This is a genomic window from Mycobacterium sp. 1274756.6, from assembly GCF_001668625.1.
Taxonomy (GTDB): domain Bacteria; phylum Actinomycetota; class Actinomycetes; order Mycobacteriales; family Mycobacteriaceae; genus Mycobacterium.
In genome coordinates, this window is sequence record NZ_LZLJ01000086.1 from 30,453 (window position 1) to 53,010 (window position 22,558).

Here is a 22,558-nt window from a genome sequence, read left to right on the forward strand (position 1 = left end):
GATCGCTGTCACGAATTTTTTTCCGCCGGATAGGGTCGAGAATTCACACGAAAAACAGCAGGCACTTGCCCACCAGATTCTGGGAAATGGCTGGGCAAATACTGGATTCCGACGAATCGTCCGCGCGCAGCCGGGCGAGGTGGTTGCCAGACGTGGTCGACGGGACGCCCACTGAGCGCCATCCCGTGGGGTCGACCCCCCGGCAGGCGGCCCGCGCAACGACCGTTGACCGGCGGTCGGGGGACCGGCTGCGCGATCGTTTGCGTGCCCCGCACTCCAGTAAGCTGGCCAATTGTGCAACGACGGCGATTGGGGGTCATGGGCGGGACGTTCGACCCCATCCATCACGGCCACCTGGTCGCCGCCAGTGAGGTGGCCGCACGGTTCGACCTCGATGAGGTCGTCTTCGTGCCCACCGGTCAGCCCTGGCAGAAGGAGCGTCACGTCACCGCCGCGGAGGACCGCTACCTGATGACGGTCATCGCCACCGCCTCCAACCCGCGGTTCTCGGTCAGCCGCGTCGACATCGACCGCGCCGGCCCGACCTACACCAAAGACACCCTGCACGACCTGCGCGAACTCAACCCCGATGCGGAGCTGTACTTCATCACCGGCGCCGACGCCCTCGCCACCATCCTGTCCTGGCAGGACTGGGCGGACCTGTTCGCCGTGGCCCGGTTCGTCGGGGTGAGCCGCCCCGGCTACGACCTCAACGACGACCACCTCGGCCACGTCCTCGACGACCTGCCCGACGACGCGCTCACCCTCATCGAGGTCCCCGCGCTGGCGATCTCCTCGACCGACTGCCGCCGCCGCGCCGCCGAATCCCGCCCGATCTGGTACCTGGTCCCCGACGGTGTGGTGCAGTACGTCACCAAACGGAACCTCTACGCAGACCAGCGAGGGCAGCGATGACATCAGCCACCGAGGCACTGGCCATGGCCCGCATCGCCGCCGAGGCGGCGGGCGACAAACTCGCCGACGACGTCGTCATCATCGACGTCTCCAGCCAACTGGTGATCACCGACTACTTCGTGCTCGCCTCGGCCGCCAACGAGCGGCAGGTCGGCGCCATCGTCGACGAGGTGGAGGAGAAGATGCGCCGCGGCGGGTACAAACCCGCGCGCCGGGAAGGCACCCGGGAGGGCCGCTGGGTGCTGCTGGACTACGTCGACGTGGTCGTGCACATCCAGCACCACGACGAACGCGAGTTCTACGCCCTCGACCGGCTGTGGCGGGACTGCCCGAGCGTGCCGATCGAGCCCGGCGGGGACGACTCGTGAGCGTGCGCCGCCTGGTGATGCTGCGGCACGGGCAGACCGAGTTCAACGCCGCCAGCCGGATGCAGGGCCAGTTGGACACCGAACTCAGCGAGCTGGGGCGGGCGCAGGCGATCGCCGCGGCGGAGGTGCTCGCCAAACGGCAGCCGCTGCTCATCGTCTCCTCGGATCTGCGCCGCGCCTACGACACCGCCGCCACCCTGGGTGAGCACACCGGCCTGCCGGTGCGGGTGGACCCCCGGCTGCGCGAAACCCACCTGGGGGACTGGCAGGGGCTGACCCACGCCGAGGTCGACGCCGCCGCCCCCGGCGCCCGGCTGGCCTGGCGCGAGGACGCCACCTGGGCGCCGCACGGCGGGGAGAACCGCATCGACGTCGCCGACCGCAGCCTGCCGCTGGTCGCCGAACTGGTGGCCGGCGAACCGGATTGGGGCGCCGACCCCGAGCAGCGCCCGGTGGTGCTGGTCGCCCACGGCGGACTGATCGCGGCGCTCACCGCGGCCCTGCTGCGGCTGCCGGTCGCGAACTGGCCGGCACTCGGCGGCCTGGCCAACGCCAGCTGGGTGCAGCTCAGCGGTCACCCGGGCGCCGACCCGGACGCGATCAGTTGGCGGTTGGACGTGTGGAACGCCTCGGCGCAGGTGGCCAACGATGTCCTCTGAGCACCACCGCCCCGGGGCTAAGCCGACGCTGCTGGTGTTCGCCGACTCGCTGTCCTACTACGGCCCGACCGGCGGCCTGCCCGCCGACGACCCCAGGATCTGGCCGAATCTGGTTGCCGCGGAACTCGACTGGGACGTCGAACTGATCGGACGGATCGGATGGACCAGCCGCGACGTGTGGTGGGCGGCCACCCAGGACCCGCGGGCATGGGCGGCGTTGCCGCGCGCCGGGGCGGTCGTCTTCGCCACCAGCGGAATGGACTCGCTGCCGTCGGTGCTGCCCACCGCGCTGCGCGAGCTGATCCGCTACGTGCGGCCGCCGCGGCTGCGACGCTGGGTCCGCGACGGCTACGGCTGGCTGCAGCCGCGCCTGTCACCGGTCGCCCGCTCCGCCCTGCCGCCGCAGCTGACGGTGGATTACCTCGAACAGACCCGCGCCGCCATCGATTTCAACCGGCCGAACATCCCGGTCGTGGCGTGCCTGCCGTCGGTGCACATCGCCGACACCTACGGCCGGGCGCACCACGGCCGCCGGCCGACGGTGGCCGCGCTGACCGACTGGGCGGCACAACACGACGTTCCGCTGGTCGATCTGAAAGCCGCCGTGGGCGAGCACGTGATGGCCGGTCGCGGCAACCCCGACGGCATCCACTGGAACTTCGAGGCCCACCAGGCGGTCGCCGAACTGATGCTCAAGGCGCTGGCCGAGGCCGGCGTCGGCGGGAGCGCTTCGTGACGGTGGTGGTGGTCACCGATTCGGCGGCCCGAATCCCGGCGCCCCTGCGCGCCCGGTGGGGCATCGAGCAGGTCCCACTGCACATCCTGGCCGACGGCGAGGACCTGCGTGACGGCGTCGACGACATCCCCGCCGACCTGCTGGAGCGCAGCCAGATCAGCACCGCGGCCGCCACCCCCGAAGAGCTTCGCATCGCCTACCGGCGCGCCTATGCCGCCAGCGGGGGCGACGGGGTGGTGGCCGTACACCTCTCGGCGGAACTGTCCGGAACGGTCGGAGCGGCGTGGGCCGCCGCCGGGGAGATCGGCGATGCCGTGCGGGTCGTCGACTCCCGCTCGGCGGGCATGGGAGCGGGCTTCGCGGCCCTCGCGGCGGCCCGCGCCGCCGCCGACGGCGCCGACCTGGCGACCGTCGTCACGGCCGCAGCGGCCGCCGCCGAACGCGGCCGGGCCTACCTGGTGGTGCAACGGCTGGACAGTCTGCGCCGCAGCGGCCGCATCGGCGGCGCCAGCGCCTGGCTGGGCACCGCGCTGTCCCTGAAACCGCTGCTGCGCATCGACAACGGCAAACTCGTTCTGGCCCAGCGGATCCGCACAGCGGGCAAAGCGCTTGCGGCGATGGTCGACCGGGTCTGCGAGGCGGTCGGTGACGAACCCGCGGGTCTCGCGGTGCACCACGTCACCGACCCCGACGGCGCCGCCGAGCTCGCCGCCACCGTGGGGGAGCGGCTGCCGCAGTGCCCGCCGCCGATCGTCACCGACCTGGGCCCGGTGCTGGGATTGCACGTCGGGCCCGGTGCGTTGGCGGTCTGCGTCGACCCGGCCGCACCGCAGGGCTGACCGCGGCCGGGCGGCTACCGGGCGGCGCGCCCGGTGACCGGCGGCAGATCGGCCAGCGTGACGATGCCCGGCGGGGCGGCCACCACGGCGGGCACCGCGTTGGTGACCGGCATCGCGGTGTAGATCGAGCCCAGGCCCTCGAAGCTCGGCTCGGTCCAGTCGGCCGGCGGCAGACAATGCAGCACGGTGCGCATGTTGGGCACTCCGAAGACCTGGATGACATGGCCGTGCGCGAGCGGCTTGGGCGGGGTGACCTGATCGCCCATGGTCCAGTTGAACCCGACGCTGACCAGGTTGTGCTCGCCCACCCAGCCCCGGTGGTAGCCGTACACGCCGGCGACCGTCCCGGCGGGGATGCGCATGAACCCCAGGTCACTGTCCCCGGTGGCGGCGGTGAACTGCACATCGAAGGTGACCCGGTCCAACCGGGCGCCGAGCGCCTGCGCCATCATCGCGGCCGACTCGGCGAACACCTCGCTTTCGCGGCGCACGCTCTCGGCGAGACCGGGGGTCTCCGGGGCGCGGCCGAACCCCATCGCGGCCATGGTGTCCGCCGACTCGTAGGTTGAGCAGTCCACCGACTCGGTGATCCGGATCTCGTCGACCCGCGCGCAGGCGCCCGACAGCACCATCCCGACCATGTTGGTGATGCCGGGGTGCGCGCCGCTGCCGAAGATCGAGGCGTTACCGCGTTCGCAGGCCGCCCGGATGCGCGCCAGGTCGTCGGGCGACTGCTTGCCGCCGGTGATCCAGGCGGCGCTGGTGCAGACGTTGACCCCCGCCTCCAGCAGCCGCACCAGGTCATCGATGTCGGGCCACAGCGGGTTGTAGCAGCACGCGTCGGGCTGCAGCGCCAGCAGGGCCGCGATGTCGTCGGTGGCGAGCACCCCGGTCGGCTCCGGCCAGCCCGCCAACTGCGCGGCGTCGACCCCGACCTTCGCCGCGCCGTGGGCATACACCCCGACCAGCTGCATGTCGGGTCGGCCCAGGATGGCGTGCAGCGAGCGGCGCCCGATGTTTCCGGTGGTCCACTGGATCACCCGCAACGGTGTGGTCAATCGAAGCCTCCTGGGTCGGCGGGGCCGGGTTTCCACACCCTATGGGCCGATCCGAAGACCGCTACCCGGCGGCCCGCCCGGTGCGGCTACCGCGGTAGGCGCTGGCCCGCAGACCGGCCAGCCAGTGCGGGCTGAGCTCCACCCCCGGGGCGGTGTTGCGGACCGGGTCGAACGCCACATCGTCGTCACGCACCGGCACCAGCCGCTTGCGCAGGGTGAGTTCGGCCAGCGGCCGGAAGTCGCCGCCGCCGGCGGCCTGATCCAGCTCGACGCGGATCTCTGCCCGATCGAGCTGGTCGCCCACGGCGGTCAGCGACAGGCCCGGCCCGGTCAGGCCGGTGTGCATCCGCGCCCGCAACCACCACGGGCGGCCGTGATAGCGCAGCGGCATCAACGTGGACAGGGTCAGTCCCGACCAGGACAGCACCGGATGCACCCCGATCACCCGGCTGAGCGGCCCGGAACCGGCGGTGACCATCAGCACGTCCCACGGTCCCGGCTGCTGCCGCGCCATCGTCACCCGGAAGGCCAGCCCCACCGCGTCGGGCAACGCCCCGGGAGTGCCCAGGCCTTTGGAGATGCGGGCCACGATCGCCGAGGACGGCACCGGCAGGCCCTGCTCGGGCGGTGCGATGCGGTCCAGGTCTCCGGTGGCCAGCACGCCGGTGGGATGGAACAGCCGCCGGTTCCGCAGCGCCGCACCCCACCGGAAGGGTGCCGCCACCAACTCCGAAGAATCCATGCCGGTGGGTTGCCCGCTGCCGCGCCGGGGCAAACGCCGCCAGGCGGTACCGACCCGGTGCTGAGATCGACGTCAATCGGGCCGATATCGACCCGAAAACGGCCTGTGGCAGCGCTGGGCTGTCGATTTCCGCAGCGCCGCGCTACAGCGCGGCCACCTCGTAGTCGCCGAGATTACCGGTGAGCACCCGCAGCTGACCGGCCGAGGACCCCAGCGTCTGCTCGATCGCGGTGATCCGGGCGGCGTAGTGGCCGACCGGATACTCCGCGGTCATCCCGATGCCGCCGTGCAACTGGATCGCCTCCTCGGCGATGTGCCGGCCGGAGCGGACGATCTGCAGGCCGGCCCGCGCGGCGATGACCGGATCGACGGTGCCGTCGGCGATCGACATGGCCGCGTAGAGGTTCATGCTGCGGGCCAACTCCAGGGAGACATACATGTCGGCGGCGCGCTGGGTGAGGGTCTGGAACTTGTTGAGCGTGACCCCGAACTGCTTACGGGTGGTCAGGTACTCGGTGGTCAGCCGCAGCGCTTCCTCCATCGCCCCGACCGCCTCGGCGCACAACGCGGAGTGCATCCGGATGCCGGCCGCGGTGATGGCCGCGGTGGCGTCCGCGGCGCTGCCCAGCGGTTCGGCGGGCGTGTCGTCCAGCTCGATCTGGGCACCGCGCAGGCCGTCGAAGGTGCGGTACGGGTGCCGCGTGACCGACGCCGCATCGACCAGGAACAAGCCGGTGCCGCCGTCGGGCAGTGCGGCGCTGACGATCAACCGGTCGGCGCAGTGCCCCGCCAGCACCGGGTTCTTCCGGCCGCTGAGGTGCCACGAATCACCTTGCTGCGCAGCGGTGGTGCTCGTACCCGCCGGCTCGTGGTGGGCGAACGCCAGCAGCGTGCGGCCCGCACCCACCGCGTCGAGCAGCCCGCGCTGTTCCGCGCTGCCCAGCTCGGCGATCAGCGCACCGGGCCCCAGCGCGGCGGTCAGCACCGGTTCGGGCGCCAGCCGGCGTCCGATCTCGGCGCACACCACCGCCACCTCGATCTGGCCGCCGGTGTCCTCCTCCAAACCGAGCCCGAGGATGCCGGTGTCGGCCAGCTGCTTCCACACGTCGCGGCTGAACCCGTCGTCGGTGGCGACCACCGTGTTGCGGGTCTCGGTGTCGTAACTGCGGGCCAGCAGGTCGCGGGTGGTGTCGCGCAGCAGCGACTGTTCGTCGGTGAGCTGAAAGTCCATGGCTGCCTCACAATCCCAGAATCGTCGACGCGATGATGCTGCGCTGCACCTCGTTGCTGCCGCCGTAGATCGAGGTCTTGCGATAGTTCAGATAGTGCGGCGCGCTGAGTTGAGCCCACTGCGGCGAGGCGATGTCGGCGGCCTCGCCGGTCCAGGCATCCACCGGCAGCGCGTCGAGCCCGGCCACCTCGAGCATCAGCTCGGTGGCGGTCTGCTGCAGTTGACTGCCGCGCAGCTTCAGCACCGACGACGCCGGATTCGGTTTGCCGTCGGCGGAGTCGGCGGTCACCCGCAACTGGGTGAGCTCCAGTGCCAGCACCTGGTTTTCGGCTTCGGCCAGCCGCGCGGCGAACAGCGGGTCGTCGAGCAGGCCCCGCTCCCGGGCCCGCCGCTTGACCTCGGCGAGCCGGACCTTGGTCCGGCCGATCTGCGCGATGCCGGTCCGCTCGTTGCCCAACAGGAACTTCGCGTAGGACCAGCCCTGGTTCTCCTCGCCGACGAGCTGGTCGGCGGGGACCCGCACGTCCTCGAAGAAGACCTCGTTGACCTCGTAACCGCCGTCGATCAGTTTGATCGGACGCAGTGTGACGCCCGGGGTGTCCATCTCGAACAGCAGGAACGAGATCCCGGCCTGCCGTTTGGGGGCCTGCGGGTCGGTGCGCACCAGGCAGAAGATCCAGTCCGCGTACTGGCCCAGCGTCGTCCAGGTCTTCTGCCCGTTGACGACGTAGCTGTCACCGTCGCGGACCGCGGTGGTGCGCAACGACGCCAGGTCGGACCCGGCCTCGGGTTCGGAAAACCCCTGACACCACCAGATGTCCAGGCTCGCGGTGGGAGGCAGGAAACGCTGCTTGAGCTCTTCGGAGCCGAACTCGGCGATCACCGGCCCGACCATCCGCGCGTTGAACGTCAACGGCTCCGGCACGCTGGCCAACTGCATCTCGTCGAGCCAGATCTCGTGCTGGGTCGGCGTCCAGTCCTTGCCGCCCCACTCCACCGGCCAGTTGGGCACCGCCAGGCCGTGCTCGTGGAGGATCTTGTGGCTGGTCGCGATGTCGTCGCGGGTCGGCCCCAGACCCAGCCGGGTCCGCTCCCGGATCTCGGCGGGGATCTTGGTGGTGTAGAAGGTGCGCAAGTCGTCGCGGAAAGCGGATTCGTCCTCGCTGAGCGCCAGATGCACGGGCCGTCTCCTGTGTCGGGGGAACGCTGCTGAGCACCTTAGCGTGACGCGGGGGACCCGCATCGGGCATCGCCGCGATCCCGGTGAGCGTCGGATCGATCCCCAGTTCCGCGCCGATCCCCAACCGCGCGCCGCCACCCGGAAACGGGGCGGCACCCGACGGCGGCGCGTCCTACCGTCGGCGGCATGCGAACCCCATCACCCGTCGAACGGCTCCAGCAGCGGTTGGCCGGCACCGCAGCCGCGACGGACGCCGAACCGGACCCGGCCGACGAGGACGACCCGGCCAGCCTGCTGCCGCGCTGGCAGCCGGAGCCGCCGGAGGGCATCGTGGCGCGCGTGCGCGCCGACCCGGGGCGAGCCGGCGCGCTGCTGCTGGCCGTGATCGCGGTGATCGCGGTGCTGGTCACCGTCTTCACCGTGCTGCGCAGCCCCACCGAGCCGGTGGCGTCGGCCCAGCTTCCGCCGGTGGAGATGGTGTCCTCGGCGGCGCCCTCGACCCAACCGCAGGGGCCGGTGGTGGTCAGCGTCGTCGGGCTGGTGCACGCGCCCGGCCTGGTCACCCTGGCACCGGGCGCGCGGATCGCCGATGCGCTGCAGGCCGCCGGGGACCCGCTCGACGGCGCCGACACGCTCGGACTCAACCTGGCCCGCCAGGTCGCCGACGGCGAACAGATCGTGGTGGGCATCGCGCCGCGCCCGGGTCTGCCGCCGGCACTGGGCAGTTCGGTCGGCGCCGACACCCCTGCGGCGCCGGCAAGCCCCGCCCCGGCTACCCCCGCCGTCCCGCCGGCGGGACCGGTGACCACCGCCGCCCGGCCCGGCGCCCTGGTCGACCTCAACACCGCGACCGTGGACCAGCTCGACGCGCTGCCGGGGGTCGGCCCGGTCACCGCCGCCGCGATCGTGGCGTGGCGGGAGAGCCACGGCCGGTTCAGCAGCGTCGACCAGCTCGGTGAGGTCGACGGCATCGGCCCGGCGCGGCTGGCGAAACTGCGGACCCAGGTGCGGGTCTGACCCGATGACCGCCGCCGGACCGTCGCCGGCCCCGCCGGACACCGGCAGCGCGACCCGGCCGGACCTGCGGTTGGTCCCGGCGGCGCTGGCCGCCTGGCTGATCACCGCGGCCGGCATCGAGTGGCCCGCCACCGCGGGGCCGGCGGCGGTCGCCGGCGTGCTGCTGGTGATCGTCGGGCTGGCCTGCCGGTGGCGGGTGCCGGTGCTGACCGCCGGGCTGGTCGCGCTCGGGGTGGTGATAGCCGGGTTCGCGGTGGCGATCGGTGTCCGCGCCGCCGCGGTCGAGCGGCACCCGCTCACCGCCGTGTTCGGTGCGGAGCGCACCGTGACGGTCACCGCGACCGAGAGCGCGGTCCCGGTGGGCAGCTCCCGGCTGATGTTCCGCGCGGTGGTGCGCCGGGTCGAGGCGGCGCCGGCGGGCGGACGGGTGGTGGTCTTCGCGTCCACCCGCAGCTTCGGTGCGGTGATGGTCGGTCAGCCGGTCACGTTCCGGGCGCACATCACCGGCCCGGCCCGCCGCGACCTGAGCGTCGCCGTACTCAACGCGGTCGGGCCGCCGCGGCGGGGGCGCGCCGGGCCGGTTGACCGCGCCGCGCACGAGGTGCGCTGCCGGTTCGCCGCGGCCACCCGCGCCGCGCTGCCCGGCGAGCAGGCCGCCCTGCTGCCCGCGCTGGTGCTCGGCGACACCTCGGCGCTCAGCGGCACCGCCAACCGGGAGTTCAAAGCCGCGGGCCTGACCCATCTGATGGCGGTGTCGGGAGCCAACGTCACCATCGTCTGCGGCGCGGTGCTGCTCTCGGCGTGGCTGATCGGTCCGCGGGCCGCCGTCGCGCTGGCCGGGGTGACGCTGTCGGGGTTCGTCGTCGTCGTGCAGCCCACCGCCAGCGTGCTGCGCGCCGCGGTGATGGGTGCGATCGCGTTGCTCGGGGTGCTCTCGTCCCGGCGCCGCCAGGCCATCCCCAGCCTGGCGGCCTCGGTGCTGGTGCTGGTGGCCGTCGCACCGCAGCTCGCGGTCGACGTCGGCTTCGCGCTGTCGGTGGTGGCCACCGCCGCGCTGGTGGTGGTGGCTCCGGTGTGGTCGCGGTACCTGGTGGCCCGCCGCTGGCCCAAACCGGTGGCCGACGCGGTGGCGATCGCCGGTGCGGCACAACTGGTGACCGCGCCGCTGATCGCGGGGATCTCCGGTCGGGTCAGCGTGGTTTCGGCCGCCGCGAACCTGGCGGTGGCCGCGCTGGTCGCACCGATCACGGTGCTGGGCAGCGCCGCCGCCGCGCTCGGCGGGCTGTCCCCGCCGGTAGCGGAGCTGTTGATCCGGTTCACCGGCCCGGAGGTCTGGTGGGTGCGCGCGGTGGCGCACTGGGCCGGCAGCCTGCCGGGCGCCACCGTGCCGGTCCCGGCCGGGGCCGGCGGCGCCGTGCTGGTGGGTGCCGCCACCGTCGCCGTGGTCGCGGGCTGGCGGTGGCGCTGGTGTCGCGCGGCGGTCGCCGCGGGTGGGCTGGCGCTGCTGTCCTGGTCGCTGTCGGGACTGCTGGGCGGCGGCTGACGCGTGCCTCGCGGCCGGGCGTGACGGCGGGCCGTGACACGATGCCCTCGTGGCCGATTCGGATTCGTCGTTGCACCTGGTCCTCGGTGACGAGGAACTGCTGGTCGAGCGCGCGGTCGCCGGAGTGCTGCGCTCGGTGCGGCAGCGCGCCGGTGTCGACGCCATCCCGGTCAACCGGATGCGGGCCGGCGACGTCAGCGCCAGCGAACTCGCCGAACTGCTCAGCCCCTCGCTGTTCGCCGACGAGCGGGTGGTGGTGCTGGAAGCGGCCGGCGAGGCCGGCAAGGACGCAGCAGCGCTGGTCGGGTCGGCCGCCGCGGACATCCCGGACGGCACGGTGCTGGTGGTGGTGCACTCCGGCGGCGGCCGGGCCAAGGCGCTCGCCGATCAGCTGCGCAAACTCGGTGCCCGGGTCCATCCGTGCGCCCGCATCACCAAGCCCGCCGAGCGCGCCCAGTTCGTCCGCGACGAGTTCGCCGGCCAGCGGGTGAAGGTCGACGAGGAGACGGTGACCGCGCTGTTGGACGCGGTCGGATCGGACGTGCGGGAACTGGCCGCGACGTGCTCGCAGCTGGTCGCCGACACCGGCGGGCAGGTCGACGTGGCCGCGGTGCACCGCTATCACAGCGGCAAGGCCGAGGTGAAGGGCTACGAGATCGCCGACCAGGCGGTCACCGGGGATGTCGCCGGCGCCGCGGAGTCGCTGCGCTGGGCGATGCTGCGCGGCGAACCGCACGTGGTGCTGGCGGATGCGCTGGCCGAGGCGGTGCACACGATCGCGCGGGTCGGACCCCTCTCGGGGGATCCCTACCGGCTGGCCGGGGAGCTCAAGATGCCGCCGTGGCGGGTGCAGAAGGCGCAGCGTCAAGCCCGTCGCTGGTCACGCGATTCGGTGGCGGAGGCGATCCGGGTGGTGGCCGCGCTCAACGCCGACGTGAAAGGGGCCGCCGCCGACGCCGACTACGCGTTGGAGGCGGCCGTGCGCACCGTCGCGGAGCTGGCCGCCGACGGGCGGTGAGGGCTCAGAGCTTGTTGAGGGCCCGCGCCAGCGCCGACTTCTTGTTGGCGGCCTGGTTCTTGTGGATGACGCCCTTGCTGGCGGCCTTGTCCAGTTTGCGGCCGGTCTGGGCCAGCAGTTCGGTGGCCTGGTCCTTGTCGCCGGCCGCCGCGGCCTCGCGGAACGACCGGATCGCGGTGCGCAGCGAGGACTTCACCGACTGGTTGCGCAGCCGGCGGCGCTCGTTGGTGCGGTTGCGCTTCACCTGCGACTTGATGTTGGCCACGCGTGCGGTTCCTTCGTGAATTCAATCGGTTGGCTTTGGGGCTGCGGCGCCGGGCGCCGGGCAGCGGCTGTTCAGGTTACCAGCCGGTGGGCTCATCTCCCAAAGCGGAGCCGACTGGCCTGCGCAAACGGTGTCTACCGGCCGGGGCAGGCCCGACCGCGGACGAAGCCGCGGCACCCGGATCATAACCGCGCTAGCCTGGTGTGAGGTCGGTCACTTCCGCCCTGACGGAGTCGTCCTGAAGGAATGGCCTTGGAGGAATCGATGCGCATCGCAGACGTGCTACGGAACAAGGGGTCGGCCGTGGCCACGGTGGCACCGCAGTCGACGGTCACCGATTTGCTGGCCGGGCTGGCCGCACACAACATCGGCGCCATGGTGGTGGTGGACTCCGACGGGGTCGTGGGCATCGCCTCCGAACGCGACGTCGTGCGCAAACTGCACCAGTTCGGCGCGGGGCTGCTGGACCGCCCGGTGTCCGACATCATGACCGCGCTGGTCGCCACCTGCGGCCCGGGCGATCAGGTCGACGATCTCAGCGAGCTGATGACCGAGAAACGCGTCCGGCACATCCCGGTCCTCGAGAACGGCCGGCTCACCGGCATCGTCAGCATCGGCGACGTGGTCAAGACCCGGATGGAAGAGCTACACGCCGAGCGCGAGCAACTGCACGACTACATCACCCAGGGCTGAGCCCGCCACAGCACCGGGGCCGGGACGGCGCTCCGGTCGCGGCGTTCAGTGCCACGAATACGCTCAGTGCCACGAATAGTCGGCCCGCAGCCGGGCGGCGACCCGGTCGAAGACCGCGCGGTCGAGGATGGCGCCCTCCCGGCGGATGCCCTCCTCGGGCACGTCGAGCACCCGGTCCAGCCGCACCCAACTGGCCCGACCCTCGTAATCCCAGGCGCCCGACCCGATCCCGATCCAGTGCGCGGTGTCGTGGCCGTGGTCCCGGCTGGACAGCATCAAACCCAGCAGCGTGCTGCGGTCCCGGCCGACCACCAGCACCGGGCGGTCCTTGCCCTGGCTGGGATCGTCCTCGTAGACCACCCAGGCCCACACCACCTCGCCGGGGTCGGCGCGCCCGTTGAGGTCGGGGGCGTAGACCAGTTTGCGGGCACGTTGCGCGGTGGGGACGCTGGCGCTGCTCACCGGCCGCCCGGCGGTCACCTCGGCGGGCGGCTCGGTGGTGGCGCCGGCGATCATCTCCACACCGATCCGCAGACCCTGCTGGATACCGCGCCGCAGGGTCGGGGAGTGCCGCAGCGAACGGAGAACCTTCGGAGCCTCGTTGAACACCACGTTCTCCGCGAAGCGCTGCCAGTTCTGCCAAGGCGTCTTCCGCGGGGAAGCCATAGCCGCCAGCGTAGGCCAAGCCGGGCGGCGTGATTGTGCCGCCGCGGCCGCCCCCGGATACGCTGGAGGACGTTCCACCCCGCCCATCCCGCCGCCGACCAGGAGATTCCCATCAGCAGTTTCGCCGACCAGACCTTCACCGCGCCGGCGCAGATTCGGAACTTCTGCATCATCGCCCACATCGACCACGGCAAGTCGACGCTGGCCGATCGGATGCTGCAGCTCACCGGCGTGGTCGACGATCGGTCGATGCGCGCCCAGTACCTGGACCGCATGGAGATCGAGCGGGAACGCGGCATCACGATCAAGGCGCAGAACGTGCGGCTGCCCTGGCGGTCCGGTGACCAGGAGTACGTCCTGCACCTGATCGACACCCCCGGCCACGTCGACTTCAGCTACGAGGTGTCCCGCGCGCTGGAGGCCTGCGAGGGCGCGGTCCTGCTCGTCGACGCCGCCCAGGGCATCGAGGCGCAGACGCTGGCCAACCTCTACCTGGCGCTCGACCGGGACCTGGCCATCATCCCGGTGCTCAACAAGATCGATCTGCCCGCCGCCGACCCGGAGCACTACGCGGCCGAGTTGGCCCACATCATCGACTGCGACCCGGCCGACGTGCTGCGGGTCTCGGGCAAGACCGGGGAGGGGGTGCCGGAGTTGCTCGACGCGGTGGTCGCCACCGTGCCCGCCCCCACCGGCGATCCCGACGCCCCGGCGCGGGCGATGATCTTCGACTCGGTCTACGACATCTACCGCGGCGTGGTCACCTACGTCCGGGTCGTCGACGGGGCGATCACCCCGCGGGAGAAGATCGAGATGATGTCCACCGGCGCCACCCACGAGCTGCTCGAGGTCGGCATCGTCTCCCCGGAGCCGAAACCCACCGACGGGCTCGGTGTGGGGGAGGTTGGCTACCTGATCACCGGGGTGAAGGATGTCCGGCAATCCAAGGTCGGGGACACCGTCACCACCGCGCGCCACGGCGCCACCGAGGCGCTGACCGGCTACCGCGAACCGCAACCGATGGTCTACTCCGGGCTGTACCCGGTCGACGGCTCCGATTACCCCAACCTGCGCGACGCCCTGGACAAGCTGCAGCTCAACGACGCCGCCCTGACCTACGAACCGGAGACGTCGGTGGCGCTGGGCTTCGGGTTCCGGTGCGGGTTCCTGGGCCTGCTGCACATGGAGATCACCCGGGAGCGCCTGGAACGCGAATTCGATCTCGGCCTGATCTCCACCTCGCCGAACGTGGTCTACCGGGTGCTGCGCGACGGCAAATCCGGTGAGCTGGAGGAGATTCAGGTCACCAACCCCTCCGACTGGCCGGAGGGCAAGGTCCGCACCGTGTTCGAGCCGATCGTGAAGACCACGATCCTGGCGCCCAGCGAGTTCGTCGGCACCATCATGGAACTGTGCCAGTCGCGGCGCGGGGAACTCGGCGGCATGGATTACCTGTCGCCGGACCGGGTCGAACTGCGCTACACGTTGCCGCTGGGCGAGATCATCTTCGACTTCTTCGACTCGCTGAAGTCCCGCACCCGCGGCTACGCCAGCCTGGACTACGAGGAGGCCGGCGAGCAGGAAGCCGACCTGGTCAAGGTGGACATCCTGCTGCAGGGCGAGGCGGTCGACGCCTTCAGCGCCATCGTGCACAAGGATTCGGCGGCGGCCTACGGCAACAAGATGACCACCAAGCTCAAAGAGCTGATCCCGCGCCAGCAGTTCGAGGTGCCGGTGCAGGCCGCGATCGGCTCGAAAATCATTGCCCGGGAGAACATCCGGGCGATCCGCAAGGACGTGCTGTCCAAGTGCTACGGCGGTGACATCTCCCGCAAACGCAAACTTCTGGAGAAGCAGAAGGAAGGCAAGAAGCGGATGAAGACCATCGGCCGGGTCGACGTCCCGCAGGAAGCCTTCGTCGCCGCGCTGTCCACCGACGCCGCCGGCGACAAGGCCAAGAAGTAACCCGCCCCGGCCGGACCGGCCGCTACGTCGCGCCCTACGCCGGCCGCTACATCGGGGCGTTCGCCGGCTGGAAATCCCCGGAGCTGTCGGCTTCCTCCTCCGCGCGGATGATGTGCACCACCGCGTTGATCAACGCCAGGTGGGTGAAGGCCTGCGGGAAGTTGCCCAGGTGCCGCCCGGTGCGCGGCTCGATCTCCTCGGCGTAGAGGTGCAGCGGGCTGGCGAAGGACAGCAGCCGCTCACACAGGTGCTTGGCGCGGTGGATCTCACCGATCTCCACCAGCGCCGAGACCAGCCAGAACGAGCAGATGGTGAACGCGCCCTCCTCGCCGGTGAGGCCGTCGTCGGTCTCCTCCACCCGGTAGCGCAGCACCAGCCCGTCCTCGGTGAGTTCGTCGGCGATCGCCAGCACCGTGCTGCGGATCCGCGGGTCGTCCGGCGGCAGGAAGCGGGTCAGCACGGCCAGCAGCAGCGAGGCGTCCAACGCATCCGAGCCGTAGCGCTGGGTGAGCACGCCGCGCTCGTCGACGCCGTGTTCGAGGACGTCGGCCTTGATCTCGTCGGCGATGGCGCTCCACTGCTGGGCGTAGCTCTTCTCGCCCTGCACTTCGGCCAGTTTGGCGCCGCGGTCCAGCGCCACCCAGCACATGATCTTCGAGGAGGTGAAGTGCTGCGGCTCGCCGCGCACCTCCCAGATGCCGCGGTCGGGCTCGCGCCAGTGCTTGATCGCCTCCTCGACCTGCTGCTTGAGCACCGGCCACAGCGCCTCGGGGATCTGCTCGCGCGACTTGGCGTGCAGGTACACCGAATCGAGCATGGTGCCCCAGATGTCGTGTTGCCGTTGGTTGTAGGCGCCGTTGCCGATCCGCACCGGCCGGGCGTTGTCATAGCCCGACAGGTGGTTGAGCTCCTCCTCCTCGAGCTTGCGTTCGCCGCCGACCCCGTACATCACCTGCAGCGGGTGCCGCTCGCCGTTGTTGGCGCCGGACACGTCGGCGATGAACGCGAAGAAGTCGTCGGCCTCCCGGTCGAGCCCGAGGGTGTAGAGGCCCCACAGCGCGAACGTCGAGTCGCGGATCCAGGCGTAGCGGTAATCCCAGTTGCGTTCGCCCTGCGGCGTCTCCGGCAGCGACGTGGTGCTCGCGGCCAGCAGCGCACCGGTCGGGGAGTAGGTCAGCCCCTTGAGCGTCAGCGCGCTGCGCTGCAGGTAGGAGCGCCACGGGTGGTCGGGGAAGTCACCGATGTTGATCCACTGCCGCCAGCACTCGGTGGTGTTCCACAGCTTCTCGGCGGCCTCCTCGTAGGTCTGCGGCGCCGGGTGCTTCGACCAGCTCAACGCCACGAAGACGTTGTCGCCCTCCTTCAACCGGGTCCGCGCCCGCGCCTCCCGGCCCTCCAGGCCGATCCGCAGGTTGGTGGTCAGCCGCAGCATCGGGTGGGCGTCCGGGTTGGTCTTGGCGCGGGCCACCGCTTCGCCGTAGGCGGCGGCGGAGTACTCCCAGGTGGCGCCGATGCGGTGGTAGTCGAACGCCGGTTCGCAGCTCATCATCAGCTCGACGGTGCCGCTCACACAGCGGACACTGCGCAGCAGAATGTGTTCGGCGTCCCAGTCCATCGGGGTGCGCCGGTGGGTGCGTGAGCGGGTCTCGATGTCATGCCAGGGCCCCATCACCAGGGCGTCGCGCACGATGAGCCACCCGGTGTGGGTCTGCCAGGTGGTCTCCAGGATCAGGCTGCCCGGCAGGTAGCGACGCGCCGAGGGCACCGACACCCCGTAGGGGCCGATCCGGAAATGACCGGCGCTGCGGTCGAGCATCGCGCCGAACACACTCGGCGAATCCGGGCGTGGCACGCACAGCCACTCCACCGAGCCGGCCGCCGAGATCAGGCAGGTGGTCTCGCAGTCGGAGAGGAAGGCGTAGTCGGCGATCGGCGGGAACGGGTTGCGCAGCCCGCTGACGGCCTCGGGCACCGGTTCGGTGACCGCGTGCGGCGGTGGTGGGGCGTCACTGGCCGGCTGGACATGCATAACCATGCCGACATCATCTTCGGTAAACGCCGCGGAGTCCACCGCCCGCGCGGCGCGACCGTCAGCAGCCCGGTCGACGGGCGAACGCGGGGGCGGGTTCGGGCAGCGGCCCGATCGCCACCGCGTACCCGGCCCACCGTTGCAGCCGCGGTGAGCGGCCGGCCAGCCGCACCAGCCGCGGCGGCGTCGGATCCGCCGCCGTGACGGCCACCGCGATCACCTTCGCGTGCAGCACCCGCTGCACCATCTGCACCAGGACCGTGGGCAGCCAACGCCGCGCCTGGACCCGGGCCAGGTGCCGGCGCGCCACCCGGCCGCGGCGCAGCGGCGCGGCCAGCAGCCGCGCGGCGGCGACCGCGTCGGCGACCGCGAGGTTGATCCCGACCCCGCCGACCGGCGACATCGCGTGCGCGGCGTCGCCCAACAGCAACACCCCCGGCCGCGACCAGCGGCGCAGCCGGTTGAGCTGCACGTCGAGCAGCTTCACCTCGTCGAACGAGCCCAGCGCGTCGACCCGGTCGACCAACCACGGCACCTGCTCGACCAGCGCCCGACGCAGCGCCCCGAGCCCCGCGGCGCGCAGTTCCGCGTCGCGGCCCTTCGGGATCAGGTAGGCGATCTGGTAGTAGTCGCGACGGTCGATCATGATGATCGCCCGGCCGGCGTCGAGCACTCCGGCCAGCCCGGCCGGGTCGCTGTCGCGGCGCGGCAACCGGAACCACCACACGTCCATCGGCACGCCGAACCGGCGCGGCGCTGCGCCCAGCACCCGACGCACCGTCGAGGACCGGCCGTCGCAGGCCACGGTCAGCGGCGCCTGCAGCCGCCGCAGCCGACCGTTCGCCTCGCGGTAGGTGACCCCGGTGACCCGGCTGCCGCGGCGCAGCACGTCGACCACTTCGGCGTTGCGCAGCAGCCGGAAGCCGGGCTCGGCGGCCGCCGCCTCGGCCAGCAACTCCAGGAAATCCCACTGCGGCACCAGCGCGATGTGCTGATGCGGGCCGGGGATCGCGCTGACGTCCACGGTGACCGCCACCCCCTGCACGCGCAGCACGATCGAGTCGATCAGCCGCTGCGGCAACCGGGCGAACCGCTCGCCGAGCCCGAGTTCGTCGAGCAGCCGCAAGGTGCTGGCATGCACGGTGTCGCCCCGGAAGTCGCGCAGGAAATCGGCGTGCTTCTCCAGCACCGCCACGGCCAGCCCGGCGCGCGCCAGCAGCAACCCCAGCACCATCCCGGCCGGCCCGCCCCCGACGATCACCACGCCGGTCGACTCCGCGGGGGCGGCCTCGGCGGTCATCTGCCGATCGTTTCACGTTGGTGCCGAGCGCCGCGACCCCTAGGGTGGAGATCGTGGACGGCTTCCTGAGTTGGTGGGACGGTGTGGAGCTGTGGCTCTCCGGCCTCGGGTTCGCCCTGCAGACCATCGTGGTGATCCCGATCGTGCTGCTGTTGTCCTACGGTGTGGCGGTGGTGCTCGACGGGCTGTTGGGTAACGGCATCTGGCTGATGCACCGCGCCCGGGGCCTCGACGAGACGAAGCGGCCGTCGTGAAGCCGATGCCGCGGTCCCGGGTGACCCTGATTCTGGTGGCGCTGATCGTGCTGGTGATCGTCACCTGGCTGCTGACCCGCTGAGCGTCGCCGGCGGTCCGGATTCTGTTAGGCTTCCCGCCATGTGCGCAGCCCCCGGTCGAGTGACGTGCCGTGTCCCGGCGCGCCCGTCCGCGCCGGTCTGCGCCGTCACCGATGTGGACTGTTGCCGCTGACCGGCACCCCCGCTTGCGGACCGGTGCTCCGGGTCTGAACACCCCGTTCCGGCTCGGCACCCCGACCGCAGCCGTGCGCCCGCTGTCGCCGAAGCCCACCCGGAAAGGTCCCCGATGCTCGCTCCCCGGTTCGCCGCACTCGCGGCGGTGGTCACCCTGCTCGCCGCCTGCGGCGGTGGCCCCAGCGATGTGGTGGGCTCCAGCGGACTCAAAGACGCCCACACCCGGATCACGCTGGTCACCTACGCGGTGCCCGAACCGGGCTGGAGCAAGATCATCCCGGCGTTCAACGACTCCGAGGAGGGCGACGGAATCGAGGTGACCGCCTCGTACGGCGCCTCGGCGGACCAGTCGCGGGGCGTGGCCGACGGTAAACCCGCCGACGTGGTCAACTTCTCCGTCGAGCCGGATATCACCCGGCTGGTCGACGCCGGCAAGGTCTCCCCGTCGTGGAACGAGGACGCCACCAAGGGTATCCCGTTCGGCTCGGTGGTGGCGCTGGTGGTGCGTGCCGGCAACCCGAAGAACATCCGGGGCTGGGACGACCTGCTCCGCCCCGGCATCGAGGTCGTCACCCCGAGCCCACTGAGCTCCGGGTCGGCGAAGTGGAACCTGCTGGCGCCGTACGCGGTCAAGAGCGACGCAGGCAAAAACCCTCAGGCCGGTTTGGATTTCGTCACCCGGCTGGTCAACGACCACGTCACGTTGCGGCCGGCGTCGGGGCGGGAGGCCACCGACGTGTTCGTGCAGGGCAGCGGCGACGTCCTGATCAGCTATGAGAACGAGGCGATCGAGGCGCAACGGCAGGGCAAGCCGATCGAGCACGTGGTGCCGGAACAGACCTTCAAGATCGACAACCCGGTGGCGGTGCTGACCACCAGCAGGCATCTGAGTGCGGCGACCGCGTTCAAGAACTTCCTGTACACGCCGACGGCGCAGCGGATCTGGGCGCAGGCCGGGTTCCGGCCGGTGGACCCGGCGGCGATCGCGGAGTTCCGGGACCGGTTCCCGGCGCCGAAGCGGTTGTTCACCATCGCCGACCTCGGCGGCTGGGACGTGGTCGACCCGCAGCTGTTCGCCAAGAACACCGGCGCGATCACCGCCATCTACCTCGAGGCGACCGGATGAGTCTGACCGCGACGCTCGAGCGCCCACCGGCGCCGCTGCGCCGCGGTGGCACCGGACTTCGGGTCGGGATGGCCACCGGGTGGCTGTCGGTGATCGTGCTGCTGCCGCTGGCGGCGATCGTGTGGCAGGCCGCCGACGCCGGGCCGGAGGCCTTCGTCTCCGCGGTCACCTCGAAGGCGGCGGTGGAGTCGTTTCGCGTCACCGTCACGATCGCCACCGGCGTCACCGCGCTGAACCTGGTCTTCGGGCTGTTGATCGCCTGGGTGCTGGTCCGGGACGATTTCCCCGGAAAACGGTTGGTGGAGGCCATCATCGACCTGCCGTTCGCGCTGCCCACCATCGTCGCCAGCCTGGTCATGCTGGCGCTGTACGGACCCAACAGCCCGGTCGACGTGCACCTGCAGCACACCGCCTGGGGGGTCGGGGTGGCGCTGGCCTTCGTCACCTGCCCGTTCGTCGTACGCACCGTGCAACCGGTGCTGCTCGAGATCGACCGGGAGGCCGAGGAGGCCGCGGCGTCGCTGGGCGCCGGACCCGGCACCGTTTTCCGCACCGTGGTGCTGCCCGCCCTGGCGCCGGCCCTGCTCACCGGCGCGGGCCTGGCGTTCTCCCGCGCCATCGGCGAATTCGGGTCGGTGGTGCTGATCGGCGGCGCGATCCCGGGCAAGACCGAGGTGTCCTCGCAGTGGATCCGGACGCTGATCGAGAACGACGACCGGGCCGGCGCCGCCGCGATCTCGGTGGTGCTGCTGACGATCTCGTTCAGCGTGCTGCTGCTGTTGCGCCTGGTGGGCACCCGGGTCGCGCGGCACGAGGAGCAGCTCGCATGACGCTGTCCACCCCGGTCCGGCTGGTGCTGCGGTTCGTGGCGCTCGCCTACGTCCTGGCGCTGCTGGTGGTGCCGGTCTCGCTGATCCTGTGGCGCACCTTCCAGCCCGGGCTCAGCCAGTTCTTCGCCTACATCAGCACCCCGGCGGCGATCGCCGCACTCGACCTGTCGCTGCTGGTGGTGGCGATCGTGGTGCCGCTCAACGTCATTTTCGGCGTGCCGACCGCGCTGGTGCTGGCGCGCAACAGGTTCCGCGGCAAAGGCCTGCTGCAGGCGGTGATCGACCTGCCGTTCGCGGTGTCCCCGGTGGTGGTCGGCGTCGCGCTGATCGTGCTGTGGGGATCGGCCGGCGCCCTGGGGTTCGTGGAGAACAACCTCGGGTTCAAGATCATCTTCGGCCTGCCGGGCATCGTGCTGGCCAGTGTCTTCGTCACCTGCCCGTTCGTGGTCCGGGAGGTTGAGCCGGTGCTGCGTGAGCTGGGCACCGACCAGGAGGAGGCCGCGGCCACGCTCGGCGCCAACAGCTGGCAGACCTTCTGGCACATCACCGTGCCGGCCATCCGGTGGGGCCTGACCTACGGGATCGTGCTCAGCGTCGCCCGCACGCTCGGCGAATACGGTGCGGTGCTGATGGTGTCGTCCAACCTGCCCGGAACCTCCCAGACGCTGACCCTGCTGGTCTCCGACCGCTACAGCCGCGGCGAGGAGTACGGCGCCTACGCGTTGTCCACGCTGCTGATGGGGGTGGCGGTGCTGGTCCTGGTCGCCCAGGTGATCCTGGACGCCCGGCGGAAGAGAGCGGCCGCGTGAACACCGAAGGAGAGCCGATGGCGGACGACGCGATCACGGTGTCCGGCGCCAACAAGCGCTACGGCGACTTCGTGGCACTGGACAACGTTGACTTCTCGGTGCCGCAGGGGTCGCTCACGGCGCTGCTGGGGCCCAGCGGGTCGGGCAAATCGACGCTGCTGCGCGCCATCGCCGGCCTCGACCACCCCGACAGCGGGACGATCACCATCCACGGCCGCGACGTCACCGGGGTGCCGCCGCAACAGCGCGGGATCGGGTTCGTCTTCCAGCACTACGCGGCCTTCAAACACATGACGGTGCGCGACAACGTCGCCTTCGGCCTGAAGATCCGGCACCGGCCCAAAGCCGAGATCGCCAAGAAGGTCGACAACCTGCTCGAGGTGGTCGGCCTGGCCGGGTTCCAGGACCGCTATCCCAGCCAGCTCTCCGGCGGGCAGCGCCAGCGGATGGCGTTGGCCCGCGCGCTGGCCGTCGACCCGCAGGTGCTGCTGCTCGACGAACCGTTCGGGGCGTTGGACGCCAAGGTCCGCGACGACCTGCGGGTCTGGCTGCGCCGGCTGCACGACGAGGTGCACGTCACCACCGTGCTGGTCACCCACGATCAGGCCGAGGCCCTCGACGTGGCCGGCCGGATCGCGGTGCTCAACCAGGGCCGCATCGAACAGGTCGGCACCCCCGACGAGGTCTACGACGAGCCGGCGAACGCCTTCGTCATGTCGTTTCTGGGGCCGGTGTCCTCCCTCAACGGCAGCCTGGTGCGCCCGCACGACATCCGGGTGGGGCGCACCCCGGAGATGGCCGTCGCGGCAGGCGGTCCCGGCGCGCAGGCGGCGGTGCTGCGCGCCACCGTCAACCGGGTGGTGATGCTCGGGTTCGAGGTGCGGGTGGAGCTGACCAGCGCCGCCACCGGCCGCCCGTTCACCGCCCAGATCACCCGCGGGGATGCCGAGGCGCTGCAACTGAACGCCGGTGACACCGTCTACGTGCGGGCCACCCAGACCTCGTCGCTCAGCGCGCCCTAGCTGTGATGTCCGGGGAGGTTGGTCAGTCGGGTGACCGGTGGCCGGCCTCCGAGGGCGGAGTGGGCTCGGTGGTGATT

The 22,558-nt window shown here is 71.5% G+C and carries 23 protein-coding genes; 15 read left to right on the top strand and 8 right to left on the bottom strand.

The features are described 5' to 3' along the window. Positions 1-309: 309 nt before the first annotated feature. The 5 genes from nadD to A5643_RS13305 are packed head-to-tail and all read left to right on the top strand — an operon-like array spanning position 310 to position 3,517. Positions 310-915: a nicotinate-nucleotide adenylyltransferase gene (nadD, locus tag A5643_RS13285; RefSeq protein ID WP_286143655.1), complete on the top strand. Its 606-nt coding sequence runs from the start codon at positions 310-312 to the stop codon at positions 913-915. After that, positions 912-1,283 carry a ribosome silencing factor gene (gene rsfS, locus A5643_RS13290; RefSeq protein ID WP_066856239.1) on the top strand — a complete coding sequence of 124 codons (372 nt, stop codon included), beginning with the start codon at positions 912-914 and terminating at the stop codon, positions 1,281-1,283. Before nadD ends, rsfS begins: the two co-directional genes overlap by 4 nt. Continuing rightward, entirely contained in the window at positions 1,280-1,942 is a 663-nt protein-coding gene (gene gpgP, locus A5643_RS13295; protein WP_066856243.1) for a glucosyl-3-phosphoglycerate phosphatase, read from the top strand. Before rsfS ends, gpgP begins: the two co-directional genes overlap by 4 nt. Further along, entirely contained in the window at positions 1,932-2,678 is a 747-nt protein-coding gene (octT, locus tag A5643_RS13300) for a diglucosylglycerate octanoyltransferase (RefSeq protein WP_066856246.1), read from the top strand. The genes gpgP and octT overlap by 11 nt, the downstream gene beginning before the upstream one ends. Continuing rightward, positions 2,675-3,517, top strand: coding sequence for a DegV family protein (locus tag A5643_RS13305; RefSeq protein ID WP_066856249.1), 843 nt, complete (start codon positions 2,675-2,677; stop codon positions 3,515-3,517). The genes octT and A5643_RS13305 overlap by 4 nt, the downstream gene beginning before the upstream one ends. Positions 3,518-3,531: 14 nt before the next feature. On the opposite strand, the gene A5643_RS13310 is transcribed toward A5643_RS13305, so the two are convergent. The 4 genes from A5643_RS13310 to A5643_RS13325 all read right to left on the bottom strand — a co-directional run bounded on the left by A5643_RS13310 (position 3,532) and on the right by A5643_RS13325 (position 7,728). Further along, positions 3,532-4,575 carry an NAD(P)H-dependent amine dehydrogenase family protein gene (locus tag A5643_RS13310; protein ID WP_066856251.1) on the bottom strand — a complete coding sequence of 348 codons (1,044 nt, stop codon included), beginning with the start codon at positions 4,573-4,575 and terminating at the stop codon, positions 3,532-3,534. A 61-nt stretch (positions 4,576-4,636) separates the two neighbouring features. Next, positions 4,637-5,317 (bottom strand): phosphodiesterase, encoded by a 681-nt coding sequence (locus A5643_RS13315; protein WP_066856253.1) that lies wholly within the window; start codon positions 5,315-5,317, stop codon positions 4,637-4,639. A 142-nt stretch (positions 5,318-5,459) separates the two neighbouring features. After that, entirely contained in the window at positions 5,460-6,548 is a 1,089-nt protein-coding gene (locus A5643_RS13320) for an acyl-CoA dehydrogenase family protein (RefSeq protein ID WP_066856256.1), read from the bottom strand. 7 nt (positions 6,549-6,555) lie between these two features. After that, positions 6,556-7,728, bottom strand: coding sequence for an acyl-CoA dehydrogenase family protein (locus A5643_RS13325; RefSeq protein ID WP_066856259.1), 1,173 nt, complete (start codon positions 7,726-7,728; stop codon positions 6,556-6,558). A gap of 186 nt (positions 7,729-7,914) precedes the next feature. On the opposite strand from A5643_RS13325, the gene A5643_RS13330 reads away from it, so the two are divergent. The 3 genes from A5643_RS13330 (at position 7,915) to holA (ending at position 11,306) form a co-directional block, all read left to right on the top strand. Beyond that, a complete protein-coding gene (locus A5643_RS13330) occupies positions 7,915-8,745 on the top strand; it encodes a ComEA family DNA-binding protein (RefSeq protein WP_066856262.1) in 831 nt (276 codons plus the stop codon). A 4-nt stretch (positions 8,746-8,749) separates the two neighbouring features. Next, positions 8,750-10,288 carry a ComEC/Rec2 family competence protein gene (locus A5643_RS13335; RefSeq protein WP_156628802.1) on the top strand — a complete coding sequence of 513 codons (1,539 nt, stop codon included), beginning with the start codon at positions 8,750-8,752 and terminating at the stop codon, positions 10,286-10,288. Between the two features lie 70 nt (positions 10,289-10,358). Then, the gene (gene holA, locus A5643_RS13340) at positions 10,359-11,306 is read left to right on the top strand and encodes a DNA polymerase III subunit delta (protein WP_197497730.1); all 948 of its coding nucleotides are present in this window, start codon (positions 10,359-10,361) and stop codon (positions 11,304-11,306) included. 4 nt (positions 11,307-11,310) lie between these two features. Here the strand turns inward: holA and rpsT are convergent, their stop codons facing one another. Then, positions 11,311-11,571 (bottom strand): 30S ribosomal protein S20, encoded by a 261-nt coding sequence (rpsT, locus tag A5643_RS13345; RefSeq protein WP_066856268.1) that lies wholly within the window; start codon positions 11,569-11,571, stop codon positions 11,311-11,313. A 264-nt stretch (positions 11,572-11,835) separates the two neighbouring features. Here rpsT and A5643_RS13350 point away from each other — a divergent pair, with 264 nt between their 5' ends. Next, positions 11,836-12,264, top strand: coding sequence for a CBS domain-containing protein (locus tag A5643_RS13350; protein ID WP_066856308.1), 429 nt, complete (start codon positions 11,836-11,838; stop codon positions 12,262-12,264). Between the two features lie 63 nt (positions 12,265-12,327). On the opposite strand, the gene A5643_RS13355 is transcribed toward A5643_RS13350, so the two are convergent. Then, a complete protein-coding gene (locus A5643_RS13355; RefSeq protein ID WP_066856271.1) occupies positions 12,328-12,930 on the bottom strand; it encodes a type II toxin-antitoxin system PemK/MazF family toxin in 603 nt (200 codons plus the stop codon). A 57-nt stretch (positions 12,931-12,987) separates the two neighbouring features. Between A5643_RS13355 and lepA the strand changes: the two genes are divergently transcribed. Next, entirely contained in the window at positions 12,988-14,895 is a 1,908-nt protein-coding gene (gene lepA, locus A5643_RS13360) for a translation elongation factor 4 (protein ID WP_066856311.1), read from the top strand. A 46-nt stretch (positions 14,896-14,941) separates the two neighbouring features. On the opposite strand, the gene A5643_RS13365 is transcribed toward lepA, so the two are convergent. Further along, positions 14,942-16,930: a glycoside hydrolase family 15 protein gene (locus tag A5643_RS13365; protein WP_066856314.1), complete on the bottom strand. Its 1,989-nt coding sequence runs from the start codon at positions 16,928-16,930 to the stop codon at positions 14,942-14,944. A 55-nt stretch (positions 16,931-16,985) separates the two neighbouring features. Then, positions 16,986-18,224 (bottom strand): FAD-dependent oxidoreductase, encoded by a 1,239-nt coding sequence (locus A5643_RS13370; protein WP_066856274.1) that lies wholly within the window; start codon positions 18,222-18,224, stop codon positions 16,986-16,988. A gap of 53 nt (positions 18,225-18,277) precedes the next feature. Here A5643_RS13370 and A5643_RS13375 point away from each other — a divergent pair, with 53 nt between their 5' ends. The 5 genes from A5643_RS13375 (at position 18,278) to A5643_RS13395 (ending at position 22,481) form a co-directional block, all read left to right on the top strand. Continuing rightward, positions 18,278-18,478 carry a hypothetical protein gene (locus A5643_RS13375; protein WP_066856318.1) on the top strand — a complete coding sequence of 67 codons (201 nt, stop codon included), beginning with the start codon at positions 18,278-18,280 and terminating at the stop codon, positions 18,476-18,478. Between the two features lie 328 nt (positions 18,479-18,806). Further along, positions 18,807-19,820 carry a sulfate ABC transporter substrate-binding protein gene (locus A5643_RS13380; protein WP_066856276.1) on the top strand — a complete coding sequence of 338 codons (1,014 nt, stop codon included), beginning with the start codon at positions 18,807-18,809 and terminating at the stop codon, positions 19,818-19,820. Beyond that, positions 19,817-20,650 carry a sulfate ABC transporter permease subunit CysT gene (gene cysT, locus A5643_RS13385; protein ID WP_066856278.1) on the top strand — a complete coding sequence of 278 codons (834 nt, stop codon included), beginning with the start codon at positions 19,817-19,819 and terminating at the stop codon, positions 20,648-20,650. Before A5643_RS13380 ends, cysT begins: the two co-directional genes overlap by 4 nt. After that, positions 20,647-21,459 carry a sulfate ABC transporter permease subunit CysW gene (gene cysW, locus A5643_RS13390; RefSeq protein WP_066856281.1) on the top strand — a complete coding sequence of 271 codons (813 nt, stop codon included), beginning with the start codon at positions 20,647-20,649 and terminating at the stop codon, positions 21,457-21,459. The genes cysT and cysW overlap by 4 nt, the downstream gene beginning before the upstream one ends. Positions 21,460-21,476: 17 nt before the next feature. Then, on the top strand, positions 21,477-22,481 hold the full coding sequence (locus A5643_RS13395; RefSeq protein ID WP_066856284.1) for a sulfate/molybdate ABC transporter ATP-binding protein: 1,005 nt from the start codon (positions 21,477-21,479) through the stop codon (positions 22,479-22,481). The last annotated feature ends 77 nt before the right edge of the window (positions 22,482-22,558 follow it).

Coding starts and splice junctions, on each gene's coding strand:
- A5643_RS13380 (WP_066856276.1), top strand. CDS start 18,807: ATGCTCGCTCCCCGGTTCGCCGCACTCGCGGCGGTGGTCACCCTGCTC.
- cysW (WP_066856281.1), top strand. CDS start 20,647: ATGACGCTGTCCACCCCGGTCCGGCTGGTGCTGCGGTTCGTGGCGCTC.
- A5643_RS13395 (WP_066856284.1), top strand. CDS start 21,477: ATGGCGGACGACGCGATCACGGTGTCCGGCGCCAACAAGCGCTACGGC.
- A5643_RS13335 (WP_156628802.1), top strand. CDS start 8,750: ATGACCGCCGCCGGACCGTCGCCGGCCCCGCCGGACACCGGCAGCGCG.
- octT (WP_066856246.1), top strand. CDS start 1,932: ATGTCCTCTGAGCACCACCGCCCCGGGGCTAAGCCGACGCTGCTGGTG.
- A5643_RS13350 (WP_066856308.1), top strand. CDS start 11,836: ATGCGCATCGCAGACGTGCTACGGAACAAGGGGTCGGCCGTGGCCACG.
- A5643_RS13355 (WP_066856271.1), bottom strand. CDS start 12,930: ATGGCTTCCCCGCGGAAGACGCCTTGGCAGAACTGGCAGCGCTTCGCG.
- A5643_RS13330 (WP_066856262.1), top strand. CDS start 7,915: ATGCGAACCCCATCACCCGTCGAACGGCTCCAGCAGCGGTTGGCCGGC.
- cysT (WP_066856278.1), top strand. CDS start 19,817: ATGAGTCTGACCGCGACGCTCGAGCGCCCACCGGCGCCGCTGCGCCGC.
- A5643_RS13315 (WP_066856253.1), bottom strand. CDS start 5,317: ATGGATTCTTCGGAGTTGGTGGCGGCACCCTTCCGGTGGGGTGCGGCG.
- A5643_RS13370 (WP_066856274.1), bottom strand. CDS start 18,224: ATGACCGCCGAGGCCGCCCCCGCGGAGTCGACCGGCGTGGTGATCGTC.
- rsfS (WP_066856239.1), top strand. CDS start 912: ATGACATCAGCCACCGAGGCACTGGCCATGGCCCGCATCGCCGCCGAG.
- A5643_RS13320 (WP_066856256.1), bottom strand. CDS start 6,548: ATGGACTTTCAGCTCACCGACGAACAGTCGCTGCTGCGCGACACCACC.
- A5643_RS13365 (WP_066856314.1), bottom strand. CDS start 16,930: ATGGTTATGCATGTCCAGCCGGCCAGTGACGCCCCACCACCGCCGCAC.